Origin of the sequence: Georgenia yuyongxinii (genome assembly GCF_006352065.1) — a bacterium.
Lineage (GTDB): Bacteria > Actinomycetota > Actinomycetes > Actinomycetales > Actinomycetaceae > Georgenia > Georgenia yuyongxinii.
Genome location: NZ_CP040915.1, coordinates 4,120,432 through 4,142,760 on the forward strand (window position 1 = coordinate 4,120,432; position 22,329 = coordinate 4,142,760).

20 protein-coding genes are annotated in these 22,329 nt (G+C 68.8%); 4 read left to right on the top strand and 16 right to left on the bottom strand.

Annotated elements, in window-relative coordinates; translation table 11 throughout:
* Positions 1–11: 11 nt before the first annotated feature.
* Complete coding sequence (gene arr, locus FE374_RS18800) at positions 12–437, bottom strand: NAD(+)--rifampin ADP-ribosyltransferase (protein ID WP_139931068.1); 426 nt, start codon at positions 435–437, stop codon at positions 12–14.
* Between the two features lie 78 nt (positions 438–515).
* Here arr and FE374_RS18805 point away from each other — a divergent pair, with 78 nt between their 5' ends.
* A complete protein-coding gene (locus tag FE374_RS18805) occupies positions 516–1,913 on the top strand; it encodes a cryptochrome/photolyase family protein (protein ID WP_139931070.1) in 1,398 nt (465 codons plus the stop codon).
* Positions 1,914–2,174: 261 nt separating this feature from the next.
* Entirely contained in the window at positions 2,175–2,774 is a 600-nt protein-coding gene (locus FE374_RS18810) for a DUF1349 domain-containing protein (RefSeq protein ID WP_230978395.1), read from the top strand.
* Between the two features lie 148 nt (positions 2,775–2,922).
* On the opposite strand, the gene FE374_RS18815 is transcribed toward FE374_RS18810, so the two are convergent.
* The 10 genes from FE374_RS18815 to dnaB form a co-directional block, all read right to left on the bottom strand.
* Positions 2,923–3,627, bottom strand: a complete 705-nt coding sequence (locus FE374_RS18815) for an L-ribulose-5-phosphate 4-epimerase (RefSeq protein ID WP_139931074.1) — start codon at positions 3,625–3,627, stop codon at positions 2,923–2,925.
* Complete coding sequence (araB, locus tag FE374_RS18820) at positions 3,624–5,351, bottom strand: ribulokinase (protein ID WP_139931076.1); 1,728 nt, start codon at positions 5,349–5,351, stop codon at positions 3,624–3,626. Before araB ends, FE374_RS18815 begins: the two co-directional genes overlap by 4 nt.
* A gap of 56 nt (positions 5,352–5,407) precedes the next feature.
* Positions 5,408–6,400: a DUF4432 family protein gene (locus FE374_RS18825; protein ID WP_168205765.1), complete on the bottom strand. Its 993-nt coding sequence runs from the start codon at positions 6,398–6,400 to the stop codon at positions 5,408–5,410.
* Positions 6,401–6,423: 23 nt separating this feature from the next.
* On the bottom strand, positions 6,424–7,431 hold the full coding sequence (locus FE374_RS18830) for an ABC transporter permease (RefSeq protein WP_139931080.1): 1,008 nt from the start codon (positions 7,429–7,431) through the stop codon (positions 6,424–6,426).
* Positions 7,428–8,468, bottom strand: coding sequence for an ABC transporter permease (locus tag FE374_RS18835; protein ID WP_168205766.1), 1,041 nt, complete (start codon positions 8,466–8,468; stop codon positions 7,428–7,430). Before FE374_RS18835 ends, FE374_RS18830 begins: the two co-directional genes overlap by 4 nt.
* Complete coding sequence (locus FE374_RS18840; RefSeq protein WP_139931084.1) at positions 8,461–9,978, bottom strand: sugar ABC transporter ATP-binding protein; 1,518 nt, start codon at positions 9,976–9,978, stop codon at positions 8,461–8,463. The genes FE374_RS18835 and FE374_RS18840 overlap by 8 nt, the downstream gene beginning before the upstream one ends.
* A 62-nt stretch (positions 9,979–10,040) precedes the next feature.
* Positions 10,041–11,084 (bottom strand): substrate-binding domain-containing protein, encoded by a 1,044-nt coding sequence (locus tag FE374_RS18845; RefSeq protein WP_139931086.1) that lies wholly within the window; start codon positions 11,082–11,084, stop codon positions 10,041–10,043.
* Between the two features lie 78 nt (positions 11,085–11,162).
* On the bottom strand, positions 11,163–11,897 hold the full coding sequence (locus FE374_RS18850; protein WP_139931089.1) for a cupin domain-containing protein: 735 nt from the start codon (positions 11,895–11,897) through the stop codon (positions 11,163–11,165).
* Positions 11,898–12,059: 162 nt separating this feature from the next.
* Positions 12,060–13,103 carry a LacI family DNA-binding transcriptional regulator gene (locus FE374_RS18855; protein ID WP_139931091.1) on the bottom strand — a complete coding sequence of 348 codons (1,044 nt, stop codon included), beginning with the start codon at positions 13,101–13,103 and terminating at the stop codon, positions 12,060–12,062.
* A 1,318-nt stretch (positions 13,104–14,421) separates the two neighbouring features.
* Positions 14,422–15,777, bottom strand: coding sequence for a replicative DNA helicase (dnaB, locus tag FE374_RS18860; protein WP_139931093.1), 1,356 nt, complete (start codon positions 15,775–15,777; stop codon positions 14,422–14,424).
* A gap of 308 nt (positions 15,778–16,085) precedes the next feature.
* Between dnaB and FE374_RS18865 the strand changes: the two genes are divergently transcribed.
* Both FE374_RS18865 and FE374_RS18870 read left to right on the top strand, forming a co-directional pair.
* Positions 16,086–17,468 carry an MATE family efflux transporter gene (locus FE374_RS18865; RefSeq protein ID WP_139931095.1) on the top strand — a complete coding sequence of 461 codons (1,383 nt, stop codon included), beginning with the start codon at positions 16,086–16,088 and terminating at the stop codon, positions 17,466–17,468.
* 124 nt (positions 17,469–17,592) lie between these two features.
* Positions 17,593–18,069: a VOC family protein gene (locus tag FE374_RS18870; RefSeq protein WP_139931097.1), complete on the top strand. Its 477-nt coding sequence runs from the start codon at positions 17,593–17,595 to the stop codon at positions 18,067–18,069.
* Positions 18,070–18,242: 173 nt separating this feature from the next.
* Here FE374_RS18870 and rplI read toward each other — a convergent pair whose 3' ends face one another.
* From rplI to FE374_RS18895, 5 genes are all read right to left on the bottom strand, one after another.
* Positions 18,243–18,695: a 50S ribosomal protein L9 gene (rplI, locus tag FE374_RS18875; RefSeq protein ID WP_139931099.1), complete on the bottom strand. Its 453-nt coding sequence runs from the start codon at positions 18,693–18,695 to the stop codon at positions 18,243–18,245.
* Positions 18,696–18,710: 15 nt separating this feature from the next.
* Positions 18,711–18,947 carry a 30S ribosomal protein S18 gene (gene rpsR / locus FE374_RS18880; protein WP_123915777.1) on the bottom strand — a complete coding sequence of 79 codons (237 nt, stop codon included), beginning with the start codon at positions 18,945–18,947 and terminating at the stop codon, positions 18,711–18,713.
* A 59-nt stretch (positions 18,948–19,006) separates the two neighbouring features.
* Positions 19,007–19,561 carry a single-stranded DNA-binding protein gene (locus FE374_RS18885; RefSeq protein WP_139931101.1) on the bottom strand — a complete coding sequence of 185 codons (555 nt, stop codon included), beginning with the start codon at positions 19,559–19,561 and terminating at the stop codon, positions 19,007–19,009.
* Positions 19,562–19,602: 41 nt separating this feature from the next.
* Positions 19,603–19,893 carry a 30S ribosomal protein S6 gene (gene rpsF, locus FE374_RS18890; RefSeq protein ID WP_139931103.1) on the bottom strand — a complete coding sequence of 97 codons (291 nt, stop codon included), beginning with the start codon at positions 19,891–19,893 and terminating at the stop codon, positions 19,603–19,605.
* A 203-nt stretch (positions 19,894–20,096) separates the two neighbouring features.
* Complete coding sequence (locus tag FE374_RS18895; RefSeq protein ID WP_139931105.1) at positions 20,097–22,217, bottom strand: transglycosylase domain-containing protein; 2,121 nt, start codon at positions 22,215–22,217, stop codon at positions 20,097–20,099.
* Between the last annotated feature and the right edge of the window lie 112 nt (positions 22,218–22,329).

Sequence of the window (22,329 nt, forward strand, 5' to 3'; positions counted from 1 at the left end):
TGCTGGTGGGCCTATTCGTTGATCGCCTCGATACCCAGCCGCTTGAGTTCCTCGAGATGGTCCAGCATGGCCTTGACGATCCGCGGGGGGTGCCCCGTCCAGTTCTGCACCTCACCGACCACCCGCAGCGGCTGCCGAGTGCGATATGACCTGGTCGGGTTGCCCGGGAACTTCTTGTCGGTGAGGTTCGGGTCGTCTTCGATGGGGCCGGTGGGTTCCACGCGGTAGATCCGCCCGCGCCCTTCGCCTGTGGCCAGCTCCGCTCCCCAGGTCGCCGCCTCAAGGGTTGCGGTCAGGTAGATGAAGTTCGCCTTCTTCCGCTCGCCGTAATTGGAGCTGTAGCCAGGTTCCAGGAGGTCTCCGACCATCAGGTCAGCTCTGGTGCCGTGGTAGTAGGGCCCGGGGTCCTGCTCTCGCGGGGCGTCGGCACGGTCCATCCGCCGAGCCTGCACGAGCCGAAGGGTTGCCCGCACCCCGACGCGCGTGTTGCTGGCCGGGCCCCGAGGATGGCGGTCATGACCGCGTTGCTCTGGCTCCGTCGGGACCTTCGGCTGCACGACCTCCCGGCGCTGCTCGCGGCGCACGAGTCGGACGGCGACGTCCTGCCGGCGTTCGTCGCGGACCCGACATTGCTGGCCTCGGCGGGGCCGGTGCGCCGGGCCCACCTTGCCGCGGCGCTGGGCGCCCTCGACGCGTCGTACGACGGCGCGCTGGTGGTCCGCGTGGGTCGCCCCGAGACCGAGGTCCCGGCCCTCGTCCGAGAGATCGGCGCCGCGAGCGTCCATGTCAGCCGGGAGAGCACGCCGTACGGGCGGCGCCGCGACCGCCGGGTCGAGCGCGCCTTGGGGGATGTCCCGCTCGTGGCCACCGGCACGCCCTACGCCGTCGGCCCGGGGTTGGTGCGCAAGGCGGACGGCGCGCCGTTCCAGGTGTTCACCCCGTTCTCCCGCGTGTGGCGGGAGCACGGCTGGCCCTCGCCCGCACCGGTCCCCGCCCGCCTGGCGTGGCACCGGACGGTCGAGTCGGCACCGCTGCCCTGGGACGAGGACCCGGCCACCGCCGTCGTGCCCACCGGTGAGGCCGCAGCCCGAGCTCGGTGGGAAGAGTTCCTCGAGGACGACCTCGCGGACTACGACCGCAACCGTGACCGCCCGGACCTGGATGCCACGTCGCAGATGTCGGTGCACCTCAAGAACGGCACGATCCACCCGCGCACGATGCTCGCAGACATCGCTGCCCACCCGGCAGGAAGGTCGGAGGGCGCCCGGCGGTTCGTCGCCGAGCTGTGCTGGAGGGAGTTCTACGCCGACGTGCTCTGGCATCGCCCGGACTCCGCCTGGGACGACCTGCGTGATGACCTGCGCGGCATGGCGTACGAGGACCCGGCAGGTGCCGCGGCGGCCCCCGTCCGCGCATGGCAGGAGGGCCGGACGGGGTATCCGTTCGTCGACGCCGGCATGCGCCAGCTCCTCACCGAAGGGTGGATGCACAACCGGGTACGGATGGTCGTGGCGAGCTTCCTCGTCAAGGACCTGCACGTGTGGTGGCCGCACGGCGCGCGGTACTTCCTCGAGCACCTCCGCGATGGCGACATCGCCTCGAACAACCACGGCTGGCAGTGGGTGGCGGGTACCGGCACGGACGCCGCGCCCTACTTCCGCGTGTTCAACCCGGTCACCCAGGGCGAGCGGTACGACCCCGAGGGAGTGTACGTGCGCCGGTACGTGCCCGAGCTGGCCCACATCCCGGGCGTCGCGGTGCACCAGCCGTGGCGCGTGCCGGATGGTCTGGACCACGGGTATCCCGAGCGGATCGTCGATCATGCCTCGGAGCGGGCGGAGGCGCTGGGGCGCTACGAGGCTGCGCGTGCGACCAGACCCGCAGGTGTACGCAGGAGCGCCAGCACTTCCTAGTGGAGCATTGCCGTTTGCCTACGATGCACTGATCCTGCAAAAAGGCGGCCGCTCTGAGCACGGTTCTGCATCTGTGGTGGGACGTTGTTCCCGCAAGAAACTTGCCGCGCGCGGCGGCGAGGTCGCCCGGCAATATGATCCGCACCATGAGCGAGCAGGACGGTCAGCCCGCCGCGCGACCGAAGCAAGGCGACTGGCGGCGAAGCGGGGCCCCGCGGTTCTCAGGCTCGACGCCTGTCCGGGCCACTGAACGTCAGCACTTTGCCGTTCCCGCTCACCCCGTCGGACGTCGATGTCTGGCGGCACGACGATCAGAGCGGCCGAGTGATAGTCGAAGCACCTCCACGCACCGACCTCTACGTCAATCCGGGCGGCCAGGGCTCTGCAGATGCGGAGTCGATGCTCAACGCAGCGACCCTTGTCGGGACGCCCCCCGGCGGCGATTTTCAGTTCAGCGCGCGGGTGAGTCCGGACTTCCGAGCGCAGTTCGACGCCGGGGTGCTGCTGCTGTGGATCGACGAGCCGCACTGGGCCAAGTTCTGTTTCGAGTTCTCTCCCGCGTCAGATCCCATCGTGGTCTCGGTCGTCACTCGAGTTGTCTCCGATGATGCCAATGCCTTTGTCGTTCAGGACCGGTCGGTGTGGTTGCGCATCTGCCGCGTTGATCACGTCTATGCGTTCCACGCATCGAGCGACGGCACCCGGTGGCAGCTGATCCGCGTCTTCGGAATGGGAGACGCGGTGTCCGAGCACCGCAAGGGTTTCGAGGCCCAGTCACCTAACGGGGACGGCTGCACCGTGACCTTCAACGAGATTCGATTCTCCCGCCAGAGTCTCGCGGATCTTCGCGACGGTTCCTGACATTCGCGGCGTTCGCAGGCATGGAGCGGTCGTCGTCGCTCGTCCGGGCCGTGAAGGCGCCGAACCCCGTCATGCGGGCGCAGCGCAGTCGGTCGCCCCCCGGACCGCACCCCTGCGCGGCGCCGGTGTCGTTCTGGCGGAGTCGGGGTCAGTGCTGGCCGTAGACGTTCTGGTAGCGCTCGAAGAGACTCGCCACCTGCGCGTCGGGGATAGGAATTGGCTCGCCGAGCTGGCGGGAGATGTGCACGGTGCGAGCGACCTCCTCGCACATCACCGCGGCCTTGACCGCGGCGCGGGCATCCTTGCCAACGGTGAAGGGGCCGTGGTTGCGCATGAGCACGGCCTTCGACCGGGAGCCCCGCAGCGTCTCGACGATGCCGCGGCCGATGGAGTCGTCCCCGATCAGCGCGAACGGGCCGACCGGGATGTCCCCGCCGAACTCGTCCGCCATCATCGTCAGCACGCACGGGATCGCCTCACCGCGCGCGGCCCACGCGGCGGCGTAGGTGGAGTGAGTGTGCACCACCCCGCCCACCTCGGGCATGTGCCGGTAGACGTAGGCGTGCGCGGCGGTGTCGGAGGACGGCTGCAGCGACGCCGCCGTGCCATCGTCGATCTTGGCGCCGTCCAGGTCACATACCACCATGACCTCCGGTGCGAGGTCGTCGTAGGAGACCCCAGACGGCTTGATGACGAACAAGTCGGTGCCCGGCACCCGTTCGGACACGTTGCCGGCCGTCCACACCACCAGCTCGTAGCGGGGCAGCTCCGCATGCAAGGCGGCCACCCTCTCGCGGGTCGCCGCGATGGCCTTCTGGATCTCGGAGGAGAGTTCAATCAGCACCGTAGTCATCGCGCACCTCCCAGGAGTTCGGCCACGTCCGCGTCGACGTCCTGCACCGTGACATTCCGAGCCAGGGCCTTGCGGCGCAGCCGCTTGAGTCGGCGCATGACGTCGTTGCCGCCGCGGCCGAAGTGGTCGTGCAGAGCGGTGTACTCCGCGTACAGGTCGTCGTAGGCCAGCGCGGCGTCCTCGTCGGGCGTGTACGCGGCGACCGTGCGCCGCCCCATCGCGCGGGCCGCGGTTCGCACGTCCGGGTACGCCCCGGCCGCCACGGCGGCGTGGATCGCCGAGCCCAGCGCCGGGCCCTGCTCGGACATGATGGTGGACAGCGGCAGGCGGGTGATGTCGGAGTACATCTGCATGAGGAACCGGTTCTTCAGCAGACCCCCGGCCACGACCAGCTCCCTCACCGGTACCCCGGCGCCGTCGAAGGCCTCGACGATGGTGCGGGTCCCGAACGCGGTGGCCTCGAGCAGGGCCCGGTAGACCTCCTCCGGGCGTGTGGCCAGCGTGAGGCCCAGGACGAGGCCGCTCAGCTCGTGGTCCACCAGGACCGACCGGTTGCCCGAGTGCCAGTCCAGCGCGACCAGGCCGTGCCCGCCGACCGGCAGGGCGGCGGCCTTCTCGGTCAGCAGCTCGTGCACGGACAGGCCGCGCCGCTGTGCCTCGGCGGTGTACTCGGACGGGACGGCGTTGTTGACAAACCAGGCGAATATGTCCCCGACTCCGGACTGGCCGGCTTCGTAGCCCCAGACGTCCTCGATGATGCCGCCCTTGACGACGCCGCACATGCCCGGCACCTCGGCCAGGCGCTCACCGTTCATCACGTGGCACGTCGAGGTGCCCATGATCGCGACCATCTGGCCCGGTTCCACGGCGTTCGCGGCCGGCGCGGTCACGTGCGCGTCGACGTTGCCGACGGCGACGGCGATGCCTTCGGGCAGCCCGGTCCAGTCGGCCGCCTGCGCTGAGAGCCGCCCGGCGGTGTGGCCGAGCTGGCCGATGGTGTGCTCGACCTTCTCGGCGACGAAGTCGGTGAAGTCGGGGTTGAGCTGGCCGAGGAACTCCCGCGACGGGTATTGCCCGTCCTGGTAGATGCCCTTGTACCCGGCCGTGCACGCGTTGCGAACGTACTCCCCGGTCAGCTGCCAGACGATCCAGTCCGCCGCCTCGACCCAGCGGGCCATCGCGTCGTAGACCTCGCGGTCCTCCTCTAGCAGCTGCAGGCCCTTGGCGAACTCCCACTCCGAGGAGATGAACCCGCCGTAGCGCTTGATCCACTCCTCGCCGCGGGCATGGGCCAGCTCGTTGATGCGGTCCGCCTGCCCCTGCGCGGCGTGGTGCTTCCAGAGCTTGACGTATGCGTGCGGGCGCCCGGCGAACTGCTCAAGCTCACACAGCGGCGTCCCGTCCTGCGTCGTCGGCACCATGGTGCACGCAGTGAAGTCCGTCCCGATCCCGACCACGTCTGCGGGGTCCACCCCGGCCGCCTCGATCGCCGCCGGCACCGCGACCTTGAGCACCTCGACGTAGTCCGCCGGGTTCTGCAGCGCCCACTCCGGCGGGAGCTCCTCGTCCTCGTGCGCCGACAGCACCCGGTCCATCACCGCGTGCGGGTACTCGTGCACCGCGCTGCCCAGCTCCACACCGTCCGACACCCGCACGACCACCGCACGGCCGGACAACGTCCCGTAGTCGATCCCGACGACCAGCGCGGTGCTCTCGTTGATCATTTGCTGTCTCCTTGTGATTCGGATTCGTGCGGGCATTGCTCGTGCGAGGGTGGACTTCAACGTCCGGCGCGAACTACCGTCCGGTAGGACCGCTCCTGGCCGGGTTCGAGCCAGATCACTTCGCCGTCGTGCTCGGCCTGTTTGCGGCCGAAGTCTCGCGAGGTTGATGGTTCGACGCCCAGCACGTTGACACCGGGTGTCGCGTCGCGCCAGAGAACTAGCTGGTCCCAGCTGGCGGTGTCCTGTTCGACGCGTACCCAGGCGCCGTGGGGTGAGCGGACCTCTACCGCCGCGACCGGTCCGGGGTGCGGGCGGCAGTGGAGCACCACTTCGGGTGCAGTGCCATCGGCGATATCGAGGGTCCACGGCAGGGGGACGGTAGTTGGACCGGAGCGGTCACGCTCGCCGACAGGGTCCGCGGTCGCGGTCACGACCGTCCCCGGCACCACCACGGGTGCTCCGAGGTTGACGTGGTGGCGGAACATGTGCCCGGCAGGCACCCACCCCGGGTTGCGGACGGTGTCCTCGATACGAAGCATCGGTTCGGCTGTGCTGGCCACGAGTCGCCGGCGCAGCGCGAGCGTCGGTGTGCCGAGGGCGGCCTCGATCACGTCGCCGGTGACCTCGAGGGAGAGTACGCCGTCGTCGTCGACGAGCGACCATCGCACGTTCTCGGCGGGGATGTGGCCGACTCGCCCGTGCAGTGGGTGGTGTACTCCATCCACGGTGGACGGTGCACCGGTCGAGGCCAGCCCGCACGTGGTGAGCAGGCCACCGCCGAACGTGTGGACCCAGCCCGTGCTGCCGGACTTATAGCGGGCCGAGTTGATCGGGCCGCGCGCCGAGCGCCAGGCCAGGGGTAGCCCGGCGGCGTCCGCCCAGCCGATGTCCATGGCTCGGTCGAGGAGCAGATCGAAGGAGATGCCTGCAGGGTTGCGCACCGTCAGGATAGGGCTGCCGCGGCCTGGGCCCTCGTCGAGCACTGCCCGGGTGACCGACACGAGCTGGTCCGGTGCGCCGAGCAGGCGCCGTAGCGTCGGCTCGAGCATCACTGAGTCTGCACCGAAGCCCATCAGCCGGCCCCGCGCACCTCAACGGCCGACGACCGCCGGGCTCCGACTGCGATGGCGGCGACGAGGACGGCTCCGGTGAGGACGTACTGCCAGTAGGACGCGACGCCCAGCAGGTTCAGTGCGTTGGCCAGCACTGCAAAGAGCAGCGCGCCGACCACCGTTCCGAACATTGTGCCCCGCCCGCCGCGCAGTGCCGTGCCGCCGACGACGACGGCTGCGATGACGTCCATCTCGAAGCCCATGGCCATGTTGCCCTCGGCTGAGGACAACCGGCCTGCCATGAAGATCCCCGCCAGGGCGAAGCACACGCCGGCTACGACGAAAACTAGAACCTTCGCGTGGTTGACCGGTAGCCCGGCGAGCACGGCGGCCCGCTCGTTGCTACCGAATGCCCGCAAGGTGCGTCCGAAGTACGTTCGGCTGAGCAGCAGGTAGGACGCGACCGCCACCATGATGAATAGCAGAAACGAGATCGGCAGCCAGCCCACCGTGCCGGTGGTCGCCGCCCGGTAGTTGCTCGACGTGATCGGCACGACCTTTCCGGAGGTCCAGATAAACGCCAGACCGAGGAAGAGGTACAGGGTGCCGAGCGTCGCGATGAACGGCGCGATCCGCACGTAGGTCACCAGTAGCCCGTTGACCAGGCCGAGCACGACGCCGATACCGAGGGCGAGTGCCATCGCTGCCCCGATGGTGGTGTGGGGCAGCACGGTTGCCACGGCGATCGCACTGACCGCGATGACCCCACCGACCGACAGGTCCAGCAGCCCACCGGCGATGAGCAGCGTCATGCCGCATGCGGCCAAACCCACGAACGACGCCTGGAAGAGGACGTTCTCGATGTTGCCGGGGCCCCAGAAGGACGGCTTGGTCAGGCCGACGCCGATGGCCAGGACCACGAGAACGGCAAGGAGGTACTGCCGCGAGGCGAAGTGGAGGGCGCTCTGCAGCTGCCCCGGTCCGCGATCGACCCGGGCGGAACGGTTGATGGTGTCGGTGGTGGTCACGAAAGCCTTCCCTCCAGCATTCGGCGGACCGCGGCACGCTGCGCACCGTCGACGCTCAGCGCGAAGATCAGCAGCAGCCCGAGCGCGACGTACTGGTAGAACGACGGGACGTTGAGCAGGTTGAGGCCAGAGTTGATCATCGCCAGCAGCAGCGCGGCAACGAACGTCCCGACGATGTTGGCGCGCCCGCCGGCCATGGACGTGCCGCCCAGCACCACAATGGCGATGGCTTGCAGCTCGAGGCCGGCAGAGACCGAGCCGTTGACGACGCCGAGTTGGCTGGCCAGAAGAACCCCCCCGACGCCCGCGGACGCGCCGGCGACAAGATAGCTGAGCAGGAGCACGCGGTTGACGCTGATGCCCGTGTCCACGGCCGCTTCGGGACTGCCGCCGACGGCGACCACGTGCTTACCGAAGCGCATCCGCTCGAGCGTGAACCACATGGCCCCGCCGGCGGCGACCGCGATGAGGAAGGGCACGGGGATGCCGAGCAGCGAAGATGTCGCCACGTCCTTGAACCCGGCCGAGGCGATCATGATGGGGGCGCCTCCGGTGAAGAGCAGCACCGCCCCGCGGAAGACGCTCATGGTGGCAAGGGTGCCGATGAAGCCGGGCACCTTGGCCTGGGTGACGATCAGTCCGTTGACAAGGCCGAGCGCGGCGCCGACCGCGATACCTACGGCCGCTCCGACGAGCGGTCCCGAGGCGTTGACGGCGGCCGCCGCGACGCAGGCAGCCAGCGCCTGTGCCGATCCGACCGACAGGTCGATGCCGCGCACGGCGATGACTAGGGTCATCCCGTAGCCGACGATCGCGAGAATCGCGGCGTTGACGAGCATGTTCGTCACGTTCGAGGCCGAGGCGAAGTTCGGGACGATTGCGAGGCCGGCAATGAGCACGAGCAGAAAGGGCACGAGCACACCGGAGTTCTGCAGCAGGCGCCGGCGCTGGTCGGCACGGCGCGCCCGCTCGGCCGAGCGGTCCCGTTCTGCGGCGACGAGCTCATCAGCCGCGCGAACAGTGGCGGTCTCAGGCATGGTTGGTCTCCTGCGCGGTCTGGCCGACGGATGCGCCGACGATGTTCTCCTCGGTGACGTCCCTGCCGCGTAGCTCGGCGACATGGCGTCCGGCGAAGTACACGGCACAGCGGTCCGCAATCGCGGCGAGCTCCGGTGCATCGGAGCTTGACACCACCACGGCCACGCCGCTGTCGGCGAGCTGTTGGATGAGCTGGTAGATGTCGACCTTCGCCCCGACGTCTACGCCTCGGGTGGGTTCGTTCAACAGCAGCACTGAGCAGCCCGAGAGCAGGGCACGACTCAGAAGCACCTTCTGCTGGTTCCCCCCCGAGAGGTTGCCGACGAGCTGACGGCCGTGCGGCACCCTGATGCGCATCTGGTCCCGCAGTTTGAGGAACTCGGCTGACTCGTCGCGTGGTACCGGCAGCAGCCGGTTACGCCAGGGCAGGGCCCGGCGGTCACGGGACACCATGGCGTTCTCGGTCACGTCGAGGTGCGGCAGGATGCCCTCGCCCTTACGGTCCTCGGAGAGCATGAAGATTCCGTTGGCCACTGCCTCGCGACTGCTGCGCAGGCGGACCTGGCGACTGTCGACCCTGACGGTCCCACGCTGCGCGACGAGGTCACCGAAGAGTGCCCGGGTGAGTTCGGTGCGGCCGGAGCCGACCAGCCCGGCCAGGCCGAGGATCTCACCACGGCGGACTTCGAGGTCGAACGGCTCGGCGACGCCTGGAACCACCAGGTCGCGGACCTCGAGCCGGACGTCGACGGCACTCTCGTGGACGGCGGCGTGCTCGTAGGTCTGTGGCTTACGGCCGAGCATGTGCTCGACAAGGCGGGGCTCGTCGAGCTCGGCGGTGGGCTGGTGTGCGACGAGCTCACCGTCACGCAGCACGGCTACGTCGTCGCAGATGGTGAAGATCTCGTCGAGGTGGTGGGAGACGTAGACGATGGCCTTTCCCCGCTCGGCCAAGCGGCGAACGATGGTGTGAAGCTGGCTGATCTCTGCGGCGTTGAGGGCAGCTGTGGGTTCATCCATGATAAGGACGTCGAACTCACGTGAGAGTGCACGGGCGATCTCGACCATCTGCCGGTCACCCACGGTGAGCGAGCTCAGCGGGCGGTCCGGATCGAGCTCCATGCCGAGCTGCTCGAGCACCTCGACGGACCGCGCACGGGTACGTCCCCGGTGCACCACTCCGCCAGATGTGAGCTCGTGCCCGAGGAAGATGTTGTCGGCCACCGAGAGCTGCGGGACCTGCCGGAACTCCTGGCTGACCACGCTTATGCCGGCGGCCTGGGAGTCAGCCGAGCTCCGGAATCGCTGCTCGGCCCCCTTCACGATCACCGCGCCTCGCACGGGCTGCTCGATGCCACCGAGGATGCGGATGAGCGTGCTCTTGCCGGCCCCGTTCTCACCTACAAGTCCGAGGACCTGTCCTGCTCGGATCTGCAGGGACACACCCTTGAGCGCCCGGACCCCTGGGTACTCCTGAACGACGTCGTTGACCTGCAGCACTGTCGTCATCGCTTCTCTCCATCGGCGCGATGGGTGGGGGTGGCCGGAGCCACCCCCACCACGTGGTCGGCTCAGTCCTGCGCGGCGCGGGACGCGCGGAAGTCGGCCATGTTGTCGGCGGTCACGATCTCCACGGGGAAGAAGATCGTCTTGTTCTCGGCGTCGTCGTAGCTCGCGTCGTTCCCCTCGAGCAGGGCGAGGACGGTCTCAACGGCCTTGACGCCCTGTCCGTACGGGTCCTGGGCAACGGTCGCACTCATCAGACCCTGTTCAATCAGGTCGAGGGCGCCGTCGGAGCCGTCGAACCCGATGAGGATGAAGCCGTCGGCCACGGACTTGCCTGCCGTCTCCATGGCACGCTGGGCGCCGATGGCCGAGTCGTCGTTGGCCGCGTAGATGACCTCTAGGTCAGGGTTGGCCGACAGCATGTCCTGCGCGGCGGCAAAGCCACCGTCGACGGTGTCGTTGCCGTCGAGGCTGGAGACGATCTCAAAGTTCTCGTGGTCGTCCACGGCCGCGACGAACTCGGCCACACGCTCCTCACCCACCACCGAGCCGGCGTGCAGCTCGATGACGCCGACCTTGTGGGGTCCGGGGACATCGCCGAGCTGCTCGATGACGTACTCGGCAGCCAAGGCTCCGCCGTTGGCGTTGTTGGACTGGATGTAGGCGTCATAGTCGCCGGCGGTGCCGATGTCGGCGATGACGACTGGGATCTTCGCGGCGTGGGCAGCGTCGATCGTCGCGGGTAGCGCGGTCGGCTGTACCGGGGTGACGATCAGACCCGAGATATCCTGGTTGATCAGGTCGAGCGAGCCGGAGACCTGCTGGTTCTGGTCGGACTTCTGGTCGACCACCACGACATTGACCCCGGCCTCTTCTCCACCGGCCTTGACGCCCGCGGAGTAGGACTGCCAGTAGGGGTTCTGCAGGTCGTAGACCGAGTAGCCGATGGTCAGCGGGTCCTTGGCCTCGAACTCCACGGAAGCGCTGGCGCCGGTGGCGTTGTCGCCACCATCAGCACTGTCGGCGGGCTCGTCGGCACCGCTGGCGCAGGCGGCCAGCATGAGGCTGGCGACGGCTGAGAGTGCAACGACTCTGGGGAGGTTGCGCATGGTGTCTCCTTTGACGTGATGGGTTGATTGTCTGGGTCGTGCTTGTGGCGATTTGGTGTGCTGGGTCGTCCGCTGGGGTCAGCGGATGTTCGTCGTCAGGCGCCCGGTGTTGGCGGCGGGGGCGACGAAGGCGTTGTCGTGCAGGCCGGCCCAAGCGGGCAGGGGCGTGGGCGTGTCGGCGGCGTGCTCGGTCGGCTCGTGGCTGTAGGTCGAGACTTCACGGACGACCAGCGGCGTCGGAGAGTCGGCCGGGCAGCGGAACGCGTGCAGATGCTTCCGGTGCATTACGAACTTGGGGTCACCGCTCTTGAGCCGAACGTGGCTGGTGAGCCGGGCATAGGTCTGCTCGCGGCCGGCGGGAAGGTCGACCCCGTCGGGCCACGGCGAGCCGGCGGGCATCGGGTTGAAGCTGAGGACCTCCTCGTCACCCACCTGGACGGGCGTGGGAGCGTAGAAGACCTCCATCTCGCCCATCACTACCTCGTAGCTCTCGGTCTTGCGCTGGTGGAAGTGGGGCGGGCAGAACTTGCCCGGGTGGACGATCATCAGCTTGTCGCACAGGCCGCTGTACTCCGACCCGTGGGAGGCGGATGCGGGCAGGCCATCGACAGCCGCCTCGTTGAGCGACTCAAATATCACCATGAGCTCGTGAGCCTCACGCGACCAGAGGCCGTTCTCGAAGGCTGCGTACTGGTCGTCACCGAAGACGATGCCAGCGCTGTCGTTGACCATGTCGCCCGAGATCGGGTAGCGAAGCGCCCGCGCGAGCGATGCTGCCTCGTTCAGCCACTCGTCATACTCACGCCGGGTCACGTATGTCCTGGGCACTGCACCCCTCCGTTGGATCGCAAGTCCGCCTCGGCCGTAACTGCCGGGCGCTGAGCAGGAGCCGGAGACTCTTGAACCGGTTCACTCCTGAACCGGTTCAAGAGTGCCGGTGATTGAGGGATGGTGTCAAACGGCGTCATCGAATCGTTACGGACGGCCCGCTGATGACTCCCGCACGACTAGCCGAGGTTCGAAGTCGACGTGGGCGCCCGGAGCGCGCGCACCTACGAGAAGATTCGCGGCCGCAGTACCAATCGCGAAGGACGGCTGATGCACGGTCGTCAGCGGCGGGTTCAGGGCCGGCGCGAAATCGGCGTCGTCGTAGCCCACCAGTGCGACATCTCCGGGGACGTCGAGGTGTCGCTCCTTCAGGGCCAGCAACGCTCCGAGCGCGAGCATGTCGTTGACGCACATCACCGCACTGATCTCGCGATCCTCAAGCAGCGGGCGGACCGCCGCCGAGCCCTCCGCCACGGTCAGGTCCTCCACCACGACCTCGGTCATCACCTCAGCCGGGTCCAGGCCGCGCTCACGAATGGCCGCCATGGCACCCTCACGCCGCTCGGCACACCACGAGACTCGGGATGGGCCGTTCACCATGGCGATATGCCGGTGCCCGAGGTCGAGAAGATGACTCACCGCCAACCGTGCGCCCTCGACGTTGTCCAGGCTCACCCAGGCCCCCAGCGAGCCCGGCTGCTGCCGCTCAAGCGCCACCACACCGAACGGACGGGCCTCGAACGAACGCCAATCTGCGGGCCTGTCTACGATCGGCGCAATGATCAGCCCATCCACGCCTTGCCGTTCGAGCGCCCGCAGCAGGCTCCGCTGACGATCAGGGTCCTGGTGCGTCGAGCCGACCACAAGCGTGAGCTTGTGCTCGTCAGCCACCGTCTCGACACCGCGCAGCACGGACGCCCAGTACGGATTGCCCACATCCGGCACGACGACACCGATCAACTTGGAGCGTCGGCTCCGTAATTGACCCGCCGCCCCCGAACCGACGAACCCGAGGGCCCGCATCGCCTCCTCGACCCGTTGCCGGGTGCTCTCCCCGACGATCGCGGGGTTGTTCAGCACGTTGGACACAGTGCCGAGAGAGACACCGGCGGCCGCAGCAACATCGCGTACACCGACAGTGCGCGAGCGCTCATCCGCGTCTTCCGGTGATGCCCCCACGAGCAGCGGCACCGCCCTTCGACGTCGTAGTGGATGCGGGTCTCAACGGTCTTCGTGACTGCGGGACTAGGTCGGGATATTACCTCGGCGCACCTGCACGAAATGTCCACAGCGAGACGGCGCCCGTCCCCCCGCACGTCGGCGCGGGCGACAAGCCATCGCGATGGCGGTCCAACGTCCCGTGCGTGCCTTCGCTCGACCCGCCTGACCTGATGAACCTCACGGCCTTGCCCGGCACGCTTGCGCGGAGCATGCCTGGGTGCCTAAGCCGAATGCTGTACACGACGAGGATCGCTATTCCGACGAAGGGAGAACTGCCGAAGCGGCCAACGTCCAGAGCTGGTCGCGGGATTGTCCTTGAGCCCGTTGAGAAAGTCGCGGCTGCATCAGGTTCTGGCTGATTCAGGGGCGCGCGCCAAATGGCAGGTCGTCACATTTTGCGGTCCGTCATCACATCACCCCGCTATCTCCAGAAGCCTCGTTCAACCCCGAGCCCGGCCGCTACGTGCGACGCCCACAACGTGAGTCACCGCGCCACTGTCGCTAATCCGAAGCGCCTAACTCTGTCAACGTCTCGCACTTCCTTGCAGGATCATCGGCGCGATTGCAGGTCTACAGACTCGGCACACCTTGCCGAGTGTTTTCCGTTCATTCAAAACACGCCGTTCGTGGCGGGGCGATTCTCCAACGCTGGCGCCTTGTCGTTGCTGCAAGAGCAGTCCGGCGTGGAGCGCCATGATCCCGGCGGCGGCGAGCCCGGCCCAACCGACGGCGGCATCCGTGCTGAGCACGTTTCGTCGCGACTGACGCATCGGGCCTGCCGGCAACGCAACGTGGTCGAGCGCGACTCAGATCTCTCGCGAATTGGTCCGCACCCTCGACCGCACTGTGGGCACCCCTCGCCAATGGCGTTGCCGCACCCGACCACCGCACGCACGGCGCTGAACCCGTACGGACAGGGGCACGCGGCTCGAGCCACACCCGTAGCAGCCGAGGACCGCAGAGGACCGCAGAGGACTACGGTCGCGTGGATTTCGACAACCAGGCGGCGGCCTCGACGGTCCGGGCTATCCGCGGCCGAGACTGTGAAAAGAGTGCAGCTGGTCTCAGGGTTCCATGTAGACCAGTACAGCTACCCAGTAGTAGGCGAGCACGTTAGGGCATCCGAGCGCCGCGCCGGGCAGCGGCCACAAAGGCCCCGACGGCTTGGGCCTGCCCTGCGGTACCGAACGCCTGTCGTGGCGGCCACGCTGCGGCCCTCCTCCCGGCGCCTCGATAGCATCCAGCCTCGCTGGACCTGGTCTGCAGTTTCAGGCAATCGTCGGCATTCTTACCGCGCCATATCCACGAAACGCGAGTAATGACCCTGGAATGCCACCACCACGGTGTCGGTCGGCCCGTTACGGTGCTTGGCCACGATGATGTCCGCCTCGCCGGCGCGGGGGGTCTCCTTGTCATAGGAGTCCTCGCGGTGCAGCAGGATGACGACGTCCGCGTCCTGCTCGAGCGAGCCTGACTCGCGAAGGTCGCTCATCATCGGCTTCTTGTCCGTGCGCTGCTCGGGGCCACGGTTGAGCTGGGCGACCGCGATGACCGGCACCTCGAGCTCCTTGGCGAGCAGCTTGAGGGCACGGGAGAACTCCGAGACCTCCTGCTGGCGCGACTCCACCCGCTTGCCCGAGCTCATCAGCTGGAGGTAGTCGACCACCACGAGCCGCAGGTCGTGCTTCTGCTTGAGCCGCCGGCACTTGGCGCGGATCTCCATGAGCGACATGTTCGGGCTGTCGTCGATGAACAGAGGCGCCTCGGAGACGCGACCCATGGCCTGGGCGATCTTCGTCCAGTCCTCGTCACGCATGTTGCCCTTGCGCATGTTCTGCAGCGGCACCGCCGCCTCCGCCGCGAGCAGACGCATGGTGAGCTCGGCGCGGCCCATCTCCAGGGAGAAGATCACCGAGGTCAAACCGTGCTTGATGGACGCTGACCGACAGATGTCCACTGCCAGAGTTGATTTACCGACGGCCGGCCTGGCCGCGATGATGATCATCTGGCCGCCGTGCAGACCGTTGGTCAAGGTGTCCAGATCTGCGAACCCGGTCGGCACGCCGGTCATGCCCTCGCCGCGGTTCGAGGCCTTCTCGATCTCGTCCATGGCGAGGTTGATCGTGTCCCGCAGGGGCACGTAGTCCTCACTGGTGCGCCGCTCGGTGACGGCGTAGACCTCCGCCTGGGCGCTGTTGACCAGCTCGTCGACGTCGCCGCCGTCGGTGGAGTAGCCGAGCTGGACGATGCGGGTCCCAGCCTCGACCAGGCGCCGGAGCACGGACTGCTCCCGCACGATGCGGGCGTAGTAGCCGGCGTTCGCCGCGGTGGGCACCGAGGAGATCAGCGTGTGCAGGTACGGGGCGCCGCCCACCCGGGCGATCTCGCCACGCTTGGCGAGCTCGGCCGCCACCGTGACGGCGTCCGCCGGCTCGCCGCGACCGTACAGGTCGAGAATTGCCTCATAGACCATCTCGTGGGCGGGCCGGTAGAAGTCGTTGCCGCGCAGCTCCTCGACGACGTCGGCGATGGCGTCCTTGGACAGCAGCATGCCGCCGAGCACACTCTGCTCGGCCGCCACATCCTGCGGAGGCGTCCTGTCGAAGGCCTCCCGGGACCCCACCTGCTCGTCGACGAGAGACAAACGACCTCCTCCATTTTCCGCACCTCGTACCACCTGGCACCAGGTCTACCGGCGGCCACTGACACCAGCCGACAGGCGGCGCGCAAAGAGCGCCCAAGCGGACGGTACGGCCCCGACCTGCCTGGTGGCCAAGCGCCCCTGTGCATAACAGACGACCTATCCTGTGGACGGCGTGTGGACGCCATCCTCAGGGTTGTGCACAGTCTGGGGATAACTATGTGGAGCAGGCCGTCCGCCATGACACCGGCGCCCGGAATCCGCCCGCCGGGACGTGCACAGACTGTGGACAGAAAGAAGTAGGCACATCCGTGGACGACACTCCGAAGGCCCGCGTCAACCCTCGACGCACACCTGAGGCGGAGCGGCCTAGCGGCAAGCTCCTGGACCGGCAGATCCTCGCCCTGGCTCTGCCTGCGCTCGGCGCGCTGGTCGCCGAGCCGCTGTTCGTTCTCATCGACTCCGTGATGGTCGGCCACCTCGGCACCGCCGAGCTCGCCGGGCTCGCGCTCAGCTCCACCCTGCTGACCACCGCCGTCGGCATCTTCGTCTTCCTCGCCTATGCCACCACCGCGGCCACCGCGCGCCGGATCGGCGCCGGCGACCGGGCCGGCGCCGTCGCCGCCGGCGTGGACGGCATGTGGCTCGGCCTGGGACTGGGCCTGGTCACCGCCGCAGCGGCGTTCGCCGCCGCACCGTGGATCGTCGACGCGATGGGCGCGCCGGACACCGTCGCCCCGCACGCCGTCGCGTACCTGCGCGCCTCCGCCCCGGGGCTGCCGGGCATGCTGCTCGTCCTGGCCGCGACCGGCACGCTGCGCGGCCTGCTGGACACCCGCACGCCGTTCGTCGTGGCCGTCGCCGGCGCGCTGTCGAACATCGGCCTCAACGCGGTCTTCATCTACGGGTTGGGGCTCGGCGTGGCCGGATCCGGGCTGGGCACCGCGGTCGCGCAGACCGGCATGGCGGTCGTGCTCGGCATCGTGGTCCTGCGCGGCGCCCGAAGGCTCGGGGTGAGCCTGCGCCCGCACGCCGCCGGCATCTGGTCCGCGGCGCTGATCGGTGCGCCGTTGTTCGTCCGCACGCTGACCCTGCGGCTCGCGATCCTGACCACGGTCGCGGTGGCCACCTCACTGGGCGCCGTCGCCCTGGCCGCGCACCAGGTGATCAACGCGATGTGGGGGCTGGCCGCGTTCGGCCTGGACGCCCTGGCGATCGCCGCGCAGGCGCTCGTGGGCCGCGGCCTGGGGGCCGGCGACGTGCCGCACGTGCGCGCCGTCATGCGCCGCTGCCTGCAGTGGGGCACGGGGGCCGGGGTGGCGCTCGGCGTCGTGTTCGCCGCAGCCGGATGGTGGCTGGCGCCGCTGTTCACCGCCGACGACGACGTCCGCCTGGCCGCTGCCGTCGGTCTCGCCGTGGCCGGGGCGTGCCTGCCGATCGCCGGCTGGGTCTTCGTGCTCGACGGTGTGCTCATCGGCGCCGGTGACGGCCGCTACCTGGCCCGGGCGGGCGTGCTCACGCTGGTGGTCTACCTGCCGCTGGCGTGGGCGGTCCAGCAGTACGCGCCCGACGGCGTCGCCGGGCTTGCGTGGTTGTGGGCGGCCTTCGGCGGTGCTTTCATGGCAGCGCGGGCGGTGACCACGGGGCTGCGGGCCCGCGGCACCGCGTGGATGGTGCTCGGCGCGGAGCGCTGAGTCGGGCGACCGCCCGGATGACGGGTGGCGTCCGGGCGACTCGTCGGGCGGGCCGGTGTCGAACCGCACCGCCCCGGTGCGACGCACGGGCACAGAGGGTCACCGACACGGAGAGGACGACACCATGCAGCGGATCACCCCGAACCTGTGGTTCGACACCGAGGCCGAGGAGGCCGCAAACTTCTACATCGCCGTCTTCGGGGAGGGCCGGATCACGGAGGTCGCCCGCTACGGACCGGATGCGCCCGGCCCCGAGGGCCAGGTCATGACGGTCGCCTTCGAGCTTCAGGGCCAGCGGTTCGTCGGCATCAACGGAGGCCCGGAGTTCTCGTTCACCGAGGCCGTCTCGTTCGAGATCACCTGCAAGTCCCAGGAGGAGGTCGACCACTACTGGGACGCCCTCGTCGAAGGTGGCCAGGCAGCCCCGTGCGGCTGGCTGAAGGACAAGTACGGGCTGTCCTGGCAGGTCACCCCCACCGAGCTCATCGAGATGATCACCGACCCGGACCCCGCCAAGGCGCAACGGGCCATGCAGGCCATGCTGGCCACCTTCGGCAAGTTCGACATCGCCGAGCTGCGTGCCGCGTACGACGGCGCCTGACGCCGGCCGGGGGTCGTGTGTCACCCGCCGCCGGGCACGTATGACATCGGACAGATACGGCAACGGCCCGGCTCCCTGGGGAGCCGGGCCGTTGTTCACCGTGCCGGGCATGACATCTCACGGAGAAGATGACATCTCGGCGCTAGCGGGTGCCGGTCAGGACCGGCGTGGTGTCACTTGCCGGGGACGACGGTGACCTCGAGGGACGCCTGGACGTCCTCGTGGAGGCGCACGTTGACCTTGTGCTCGCCGAGGGCCTTGATCGGGGTGGGGACCTCGATCTTGCGGCGGTCCAGCTGCGGGCCACCGGCGGCCTTGACGGCCTCGGCGATGTCCGCGGTGGTCACGGCGCCGAACAGGCGGCCGTTCTCACCGGAACGAACCGCGATGGTGACGGGGTTCGCCTGCAGACGGTCTCGTACGTCGCGGGCCTCCTCGATCGTGGCGATCGCGCGCGACTTGCGCGCCGCCTGGATCTGGTCGACCTGCTTCTGGCCGCCCTTGGTCCAGCGCGTGGCCAGGCCGCGGGGCACGAGATAGTTACGGGCGTACCCGTCCTTGACCTCGACCACGTCGCCGGCCGTGCCGAGACCGGAGACCTCGTGCGTCAGGATCAGCTTGGACATGAGTCGTCTCCTTTCTCAGCGAGCCGAGCTCGAGTACGGCAGCAGAGCCATCTCGCGGGCGTTCTTGACGGCCTTCGCGATGAGTCGCTGCTCCTGGACGGACACCCCGGTCACGCGACGGGCGCGGATCTTGCCGCGGTCGGAGATGAACTTCCGAAGCAGCGCGGTGTCCTTGTAGTCGATGTTGTCGATCTTCCCCGCCTTGAGCGGGTTGGCCTTCTTCTTCGGCTTGCGAAGAACGGGCTTCGCCATGGTGGTGCTCCTCGATGATCCGTGCGCGGGGTGGTGCCCCGCGAGAGAAAAGGTCTGACTTAGAAGGGGGGCTCGTCGTTGAACGCGCTCGAGCCGCCGCCCGTGGCCCAGGGGTCGTCCTGCTGGCCGCCGCCGGGGGCGTTGAAGCCGCCACCCTGCTGCGCGCCGGCAGCGGCGTATCCGCCCTGCTGGCCGCCGCCGAATCCGCCGCCCTGGCCGCCGCCGAAGCCGCCACCACCGCCGCCGCCGCGCGAGGCGCGGGTGACCTTGGCCGTGGCGTACCGGAGGGAGGGACCGACCTCGTCGACCTGCATCTCCACGACCGTGCGCTTCTCGCCCTCGCGGGTCTCGAAGGAACGCTGGACCAGACGGCCCTGCACGATCACGCGGGTGCCCTTGGTCAGCGACTCGGCGACGTTCTCCGCGGCCTCGCGCCAGACCGAGCAGCGCAGGAACAGGGTCTCCCCGTCCTTCCACTCGTTGGACTGGCGGTCGAAGGTGCGCGGCGTAGACGCCACGGTGAAGCTGGCCACGGCCGCCCCCGACGGGGTGAATCGCAGCTCGGGGTCCGCCGTCAGGTTGCCGACGACGGTGATGACGGTCTCTCCTGCCATGCTTTGCTCCCTGGGTCAGGTGGTGCTCGACGAGCGGATGCTCAGTGAGCGTCCGGGCGGATGAGCTTGGTGCGCAGGACGGCCTCGTTCAGGCCGAGCTGACGGTCGAGCTCCTGGGCCAGCTCCGGCGTCGTCTTCATATCGACGACGGCGTAGATGCCCTCGGAACGCTTCTTGATGTCGAAGGCAAGACGGCGCTTGCCCCAGATGTCGACCTTCTCCACGGTGCCGCCGCCGGTCTTGACGACCGTGAGCAGCTTGTCGAGCGACGGGGCGACCGTACGCTCGTCGACCTCGGGGTCGAGGATGATCATGAGCTCATAGCTACGCATGCTTGATACCCACCTCCTCTGGACTCAGGCGGTCACGGAATTTCCGTGACAGGAGGGTGATGCGTGTCCGGCCCCTACCCATCCGCGGGTGCGGCTGCGCGGGGACCAGCGACTTACTTTACCGTAGCGACGCCCTCCCACCGACCGCGACGCTCGTCACAGCCGCTGTGGACAGTCGCGCTGCGCCGCGTCGCATCGCACCGCTAGGTCCGGTCGCGCCCCTGTCCGATGAAGTCCTGCCACCGACCCTGACCCTGGGTGTCGGTTCCGGCGGGTGGCGCCACGGGCGGGGTCTGCTGACCGGGCGTCGGGCCGCCCGGCTGGGGGGTCGTGGGCTCGGTGGGCACCTCGGTCGGCGCCTCGGTGGGAGCCTCCGTGGTGGGCTCCTCCGTCGGTGCCTCGGTGGTCGGTTCCGGGGTGGGCGTCTCGGTCGTCGGCTCCTCGGTGGGCACCTCGGTGGTCGGCGCCTCGACGGGCGGAGCGACGGGGCGACGCGGGCGCGCGGAGGGCTCGGGGAAGTCCTCGACAGGCATGCCCTCGGTCGCGCCGACCATGTAGTCACGCCAGATCCGCGCCGGGTACTGCCCGCCGCCCATGAACACCGTCGACACGTCGCCGAAGCCGGTGAGGGACTCCTCGCTACCGTCCGGGCCCACCTGGTACATGTTGACGAACGTGGCCAGCTGGGGGACGTAGCCCCCGAAGTTCGCCGACTTCTGCCCCGTCGAGGTACCCGTCTTGCCGGCGACCGGGCGGCCACCCAGGGAGTTGCCGATGCTCCTCGCGGCGCTGCCGTCCTCGACGACGGCCTGCATGGCGAACGTCGCGTCCGCCGTGACCTGCTCGTCGAACTCACGCTCGCCCTGCCCGCCGCCGGTGTAGACGGTGTTGCCCGCGGCGTCACGGACGGCGTCGACGATGAAGGAGTCGTGGCGCACGCCCTGGGAGGCGAAGGTGGCGAACGCCGTCGCCATCTCCAGGGAGGTCGGGGAGGCCGGGCCGAGCACGTTCGAGATGTCCGCCGTGAGACCGGGCGTGTCCTGCGGGACACCGGCACGGACGGCGGCCTCGAGGGTCTTCTGCGGCCCGTACTCCTCGTTCAGCTGGCCGTAGACGGTGTTGACCGAGTTCTCCGTGGCCTCGATGAGGTTGATCCGGCCGAGCCCGCGCCCGTCGAAGTTACGCACGGTCCAGTCACCGATGTCCAGGCGGGCCGGAGCCTGGTAGGTGTCGTACAGGCTTGCACCCTGCTCCAGCGCCGAGATCAGCGTGAACGGCTTGAAGGTCGAGCCGGCCTGGGCGCGGTCCTGTGTGGCGGCGTTGCGCGGCTGGCTGACGTAGTCCGGACCGCCGTAGAGCGCGACGATCCCACCCGTGGCGGGGTCGATGGAGACCAGCGAGACCTTGTTGTTCTCGGGCCGGTCGTCGGGGAGGTTGTCCACCGCCTGGACGGCCGCGTCCTGGCTGCGCTGGTCGATGGTGGTGACGATGTCCAGCCCGCGGGTGTCGATCTGCTCCTCGGTCATGCCGGCGCGGTTGACGAGCTCCTCGCGCACCATCGTGAGCAGGTACCCGGTGGGACCGCCGTAGGTGTTCTCCGTGTTCCGGTCGATGGCGGTGGGGTAGACGGCGGCGTCCCGGTCCCCCTGGTCGATCCACCCGTCCTGCACCATGAGGTCGAGCACCCGGTTCCACCGCTGCTCCGCCCGCTCGGGGTTGACCGCCGGGTCCCACCGGCTGGGCGAGGGGATGATCCCCGCGATGAGGGCAGACTCTGAGATCGACAGCTCGGCGGCGGGCTTGTCGAAGTAGGCCTGCGCGGCCTTCTCGATCCCGTACGCGCCGCGACCGAAGTAGATGGTGTTGAGGTAGTTCTCGAGGATGGTCTCCTTCGACTGCGACCGGTCGATCTTCAGCGCGAGGATGGTCTCGTTGAACTTGCCCAGATAGCTGGTCGTGGTGCCGGTGTAGTACCGCTCGACGTACTGCTGGGTCAGCGTGGAACCGCCCTGGGTGGGCAGCCCCCGCAGGTTGTTCCACAGGGCGCGTACGAGACCCTTAGGGTCGACGCCGTTGTTCTCGTAGAAACCGGAGTCCTCTGAGGCGATGATGGCGGCGCTGACGTGCTCGGGCAGGGAGTCGAGCGGGACGGACTCGCGGTCGAACTCGGCGAACGAGCCCATGGGGGTCTCGCCGTCGGCGTAGTAGACGGTCGTGGCCTCCGCGAGCGCGAAGTCGTCCGGGGCGGGCACGTCCGTGGTCGCGTAGGCGAAGACGAAGACGCCGAGCACCGCGGCGATGCCGGTGAGAATCGTGCCGAGCACGACACGCCAGCTCGGCAGCCAGCGCCGGATGGGCCCCTTGCCCGATCGCGGGTAGTCGAAGAAGCCCTTGTTCTTCGCAGCCGGGCGCCGCCCACCCCCGCCGCGTCGGCTC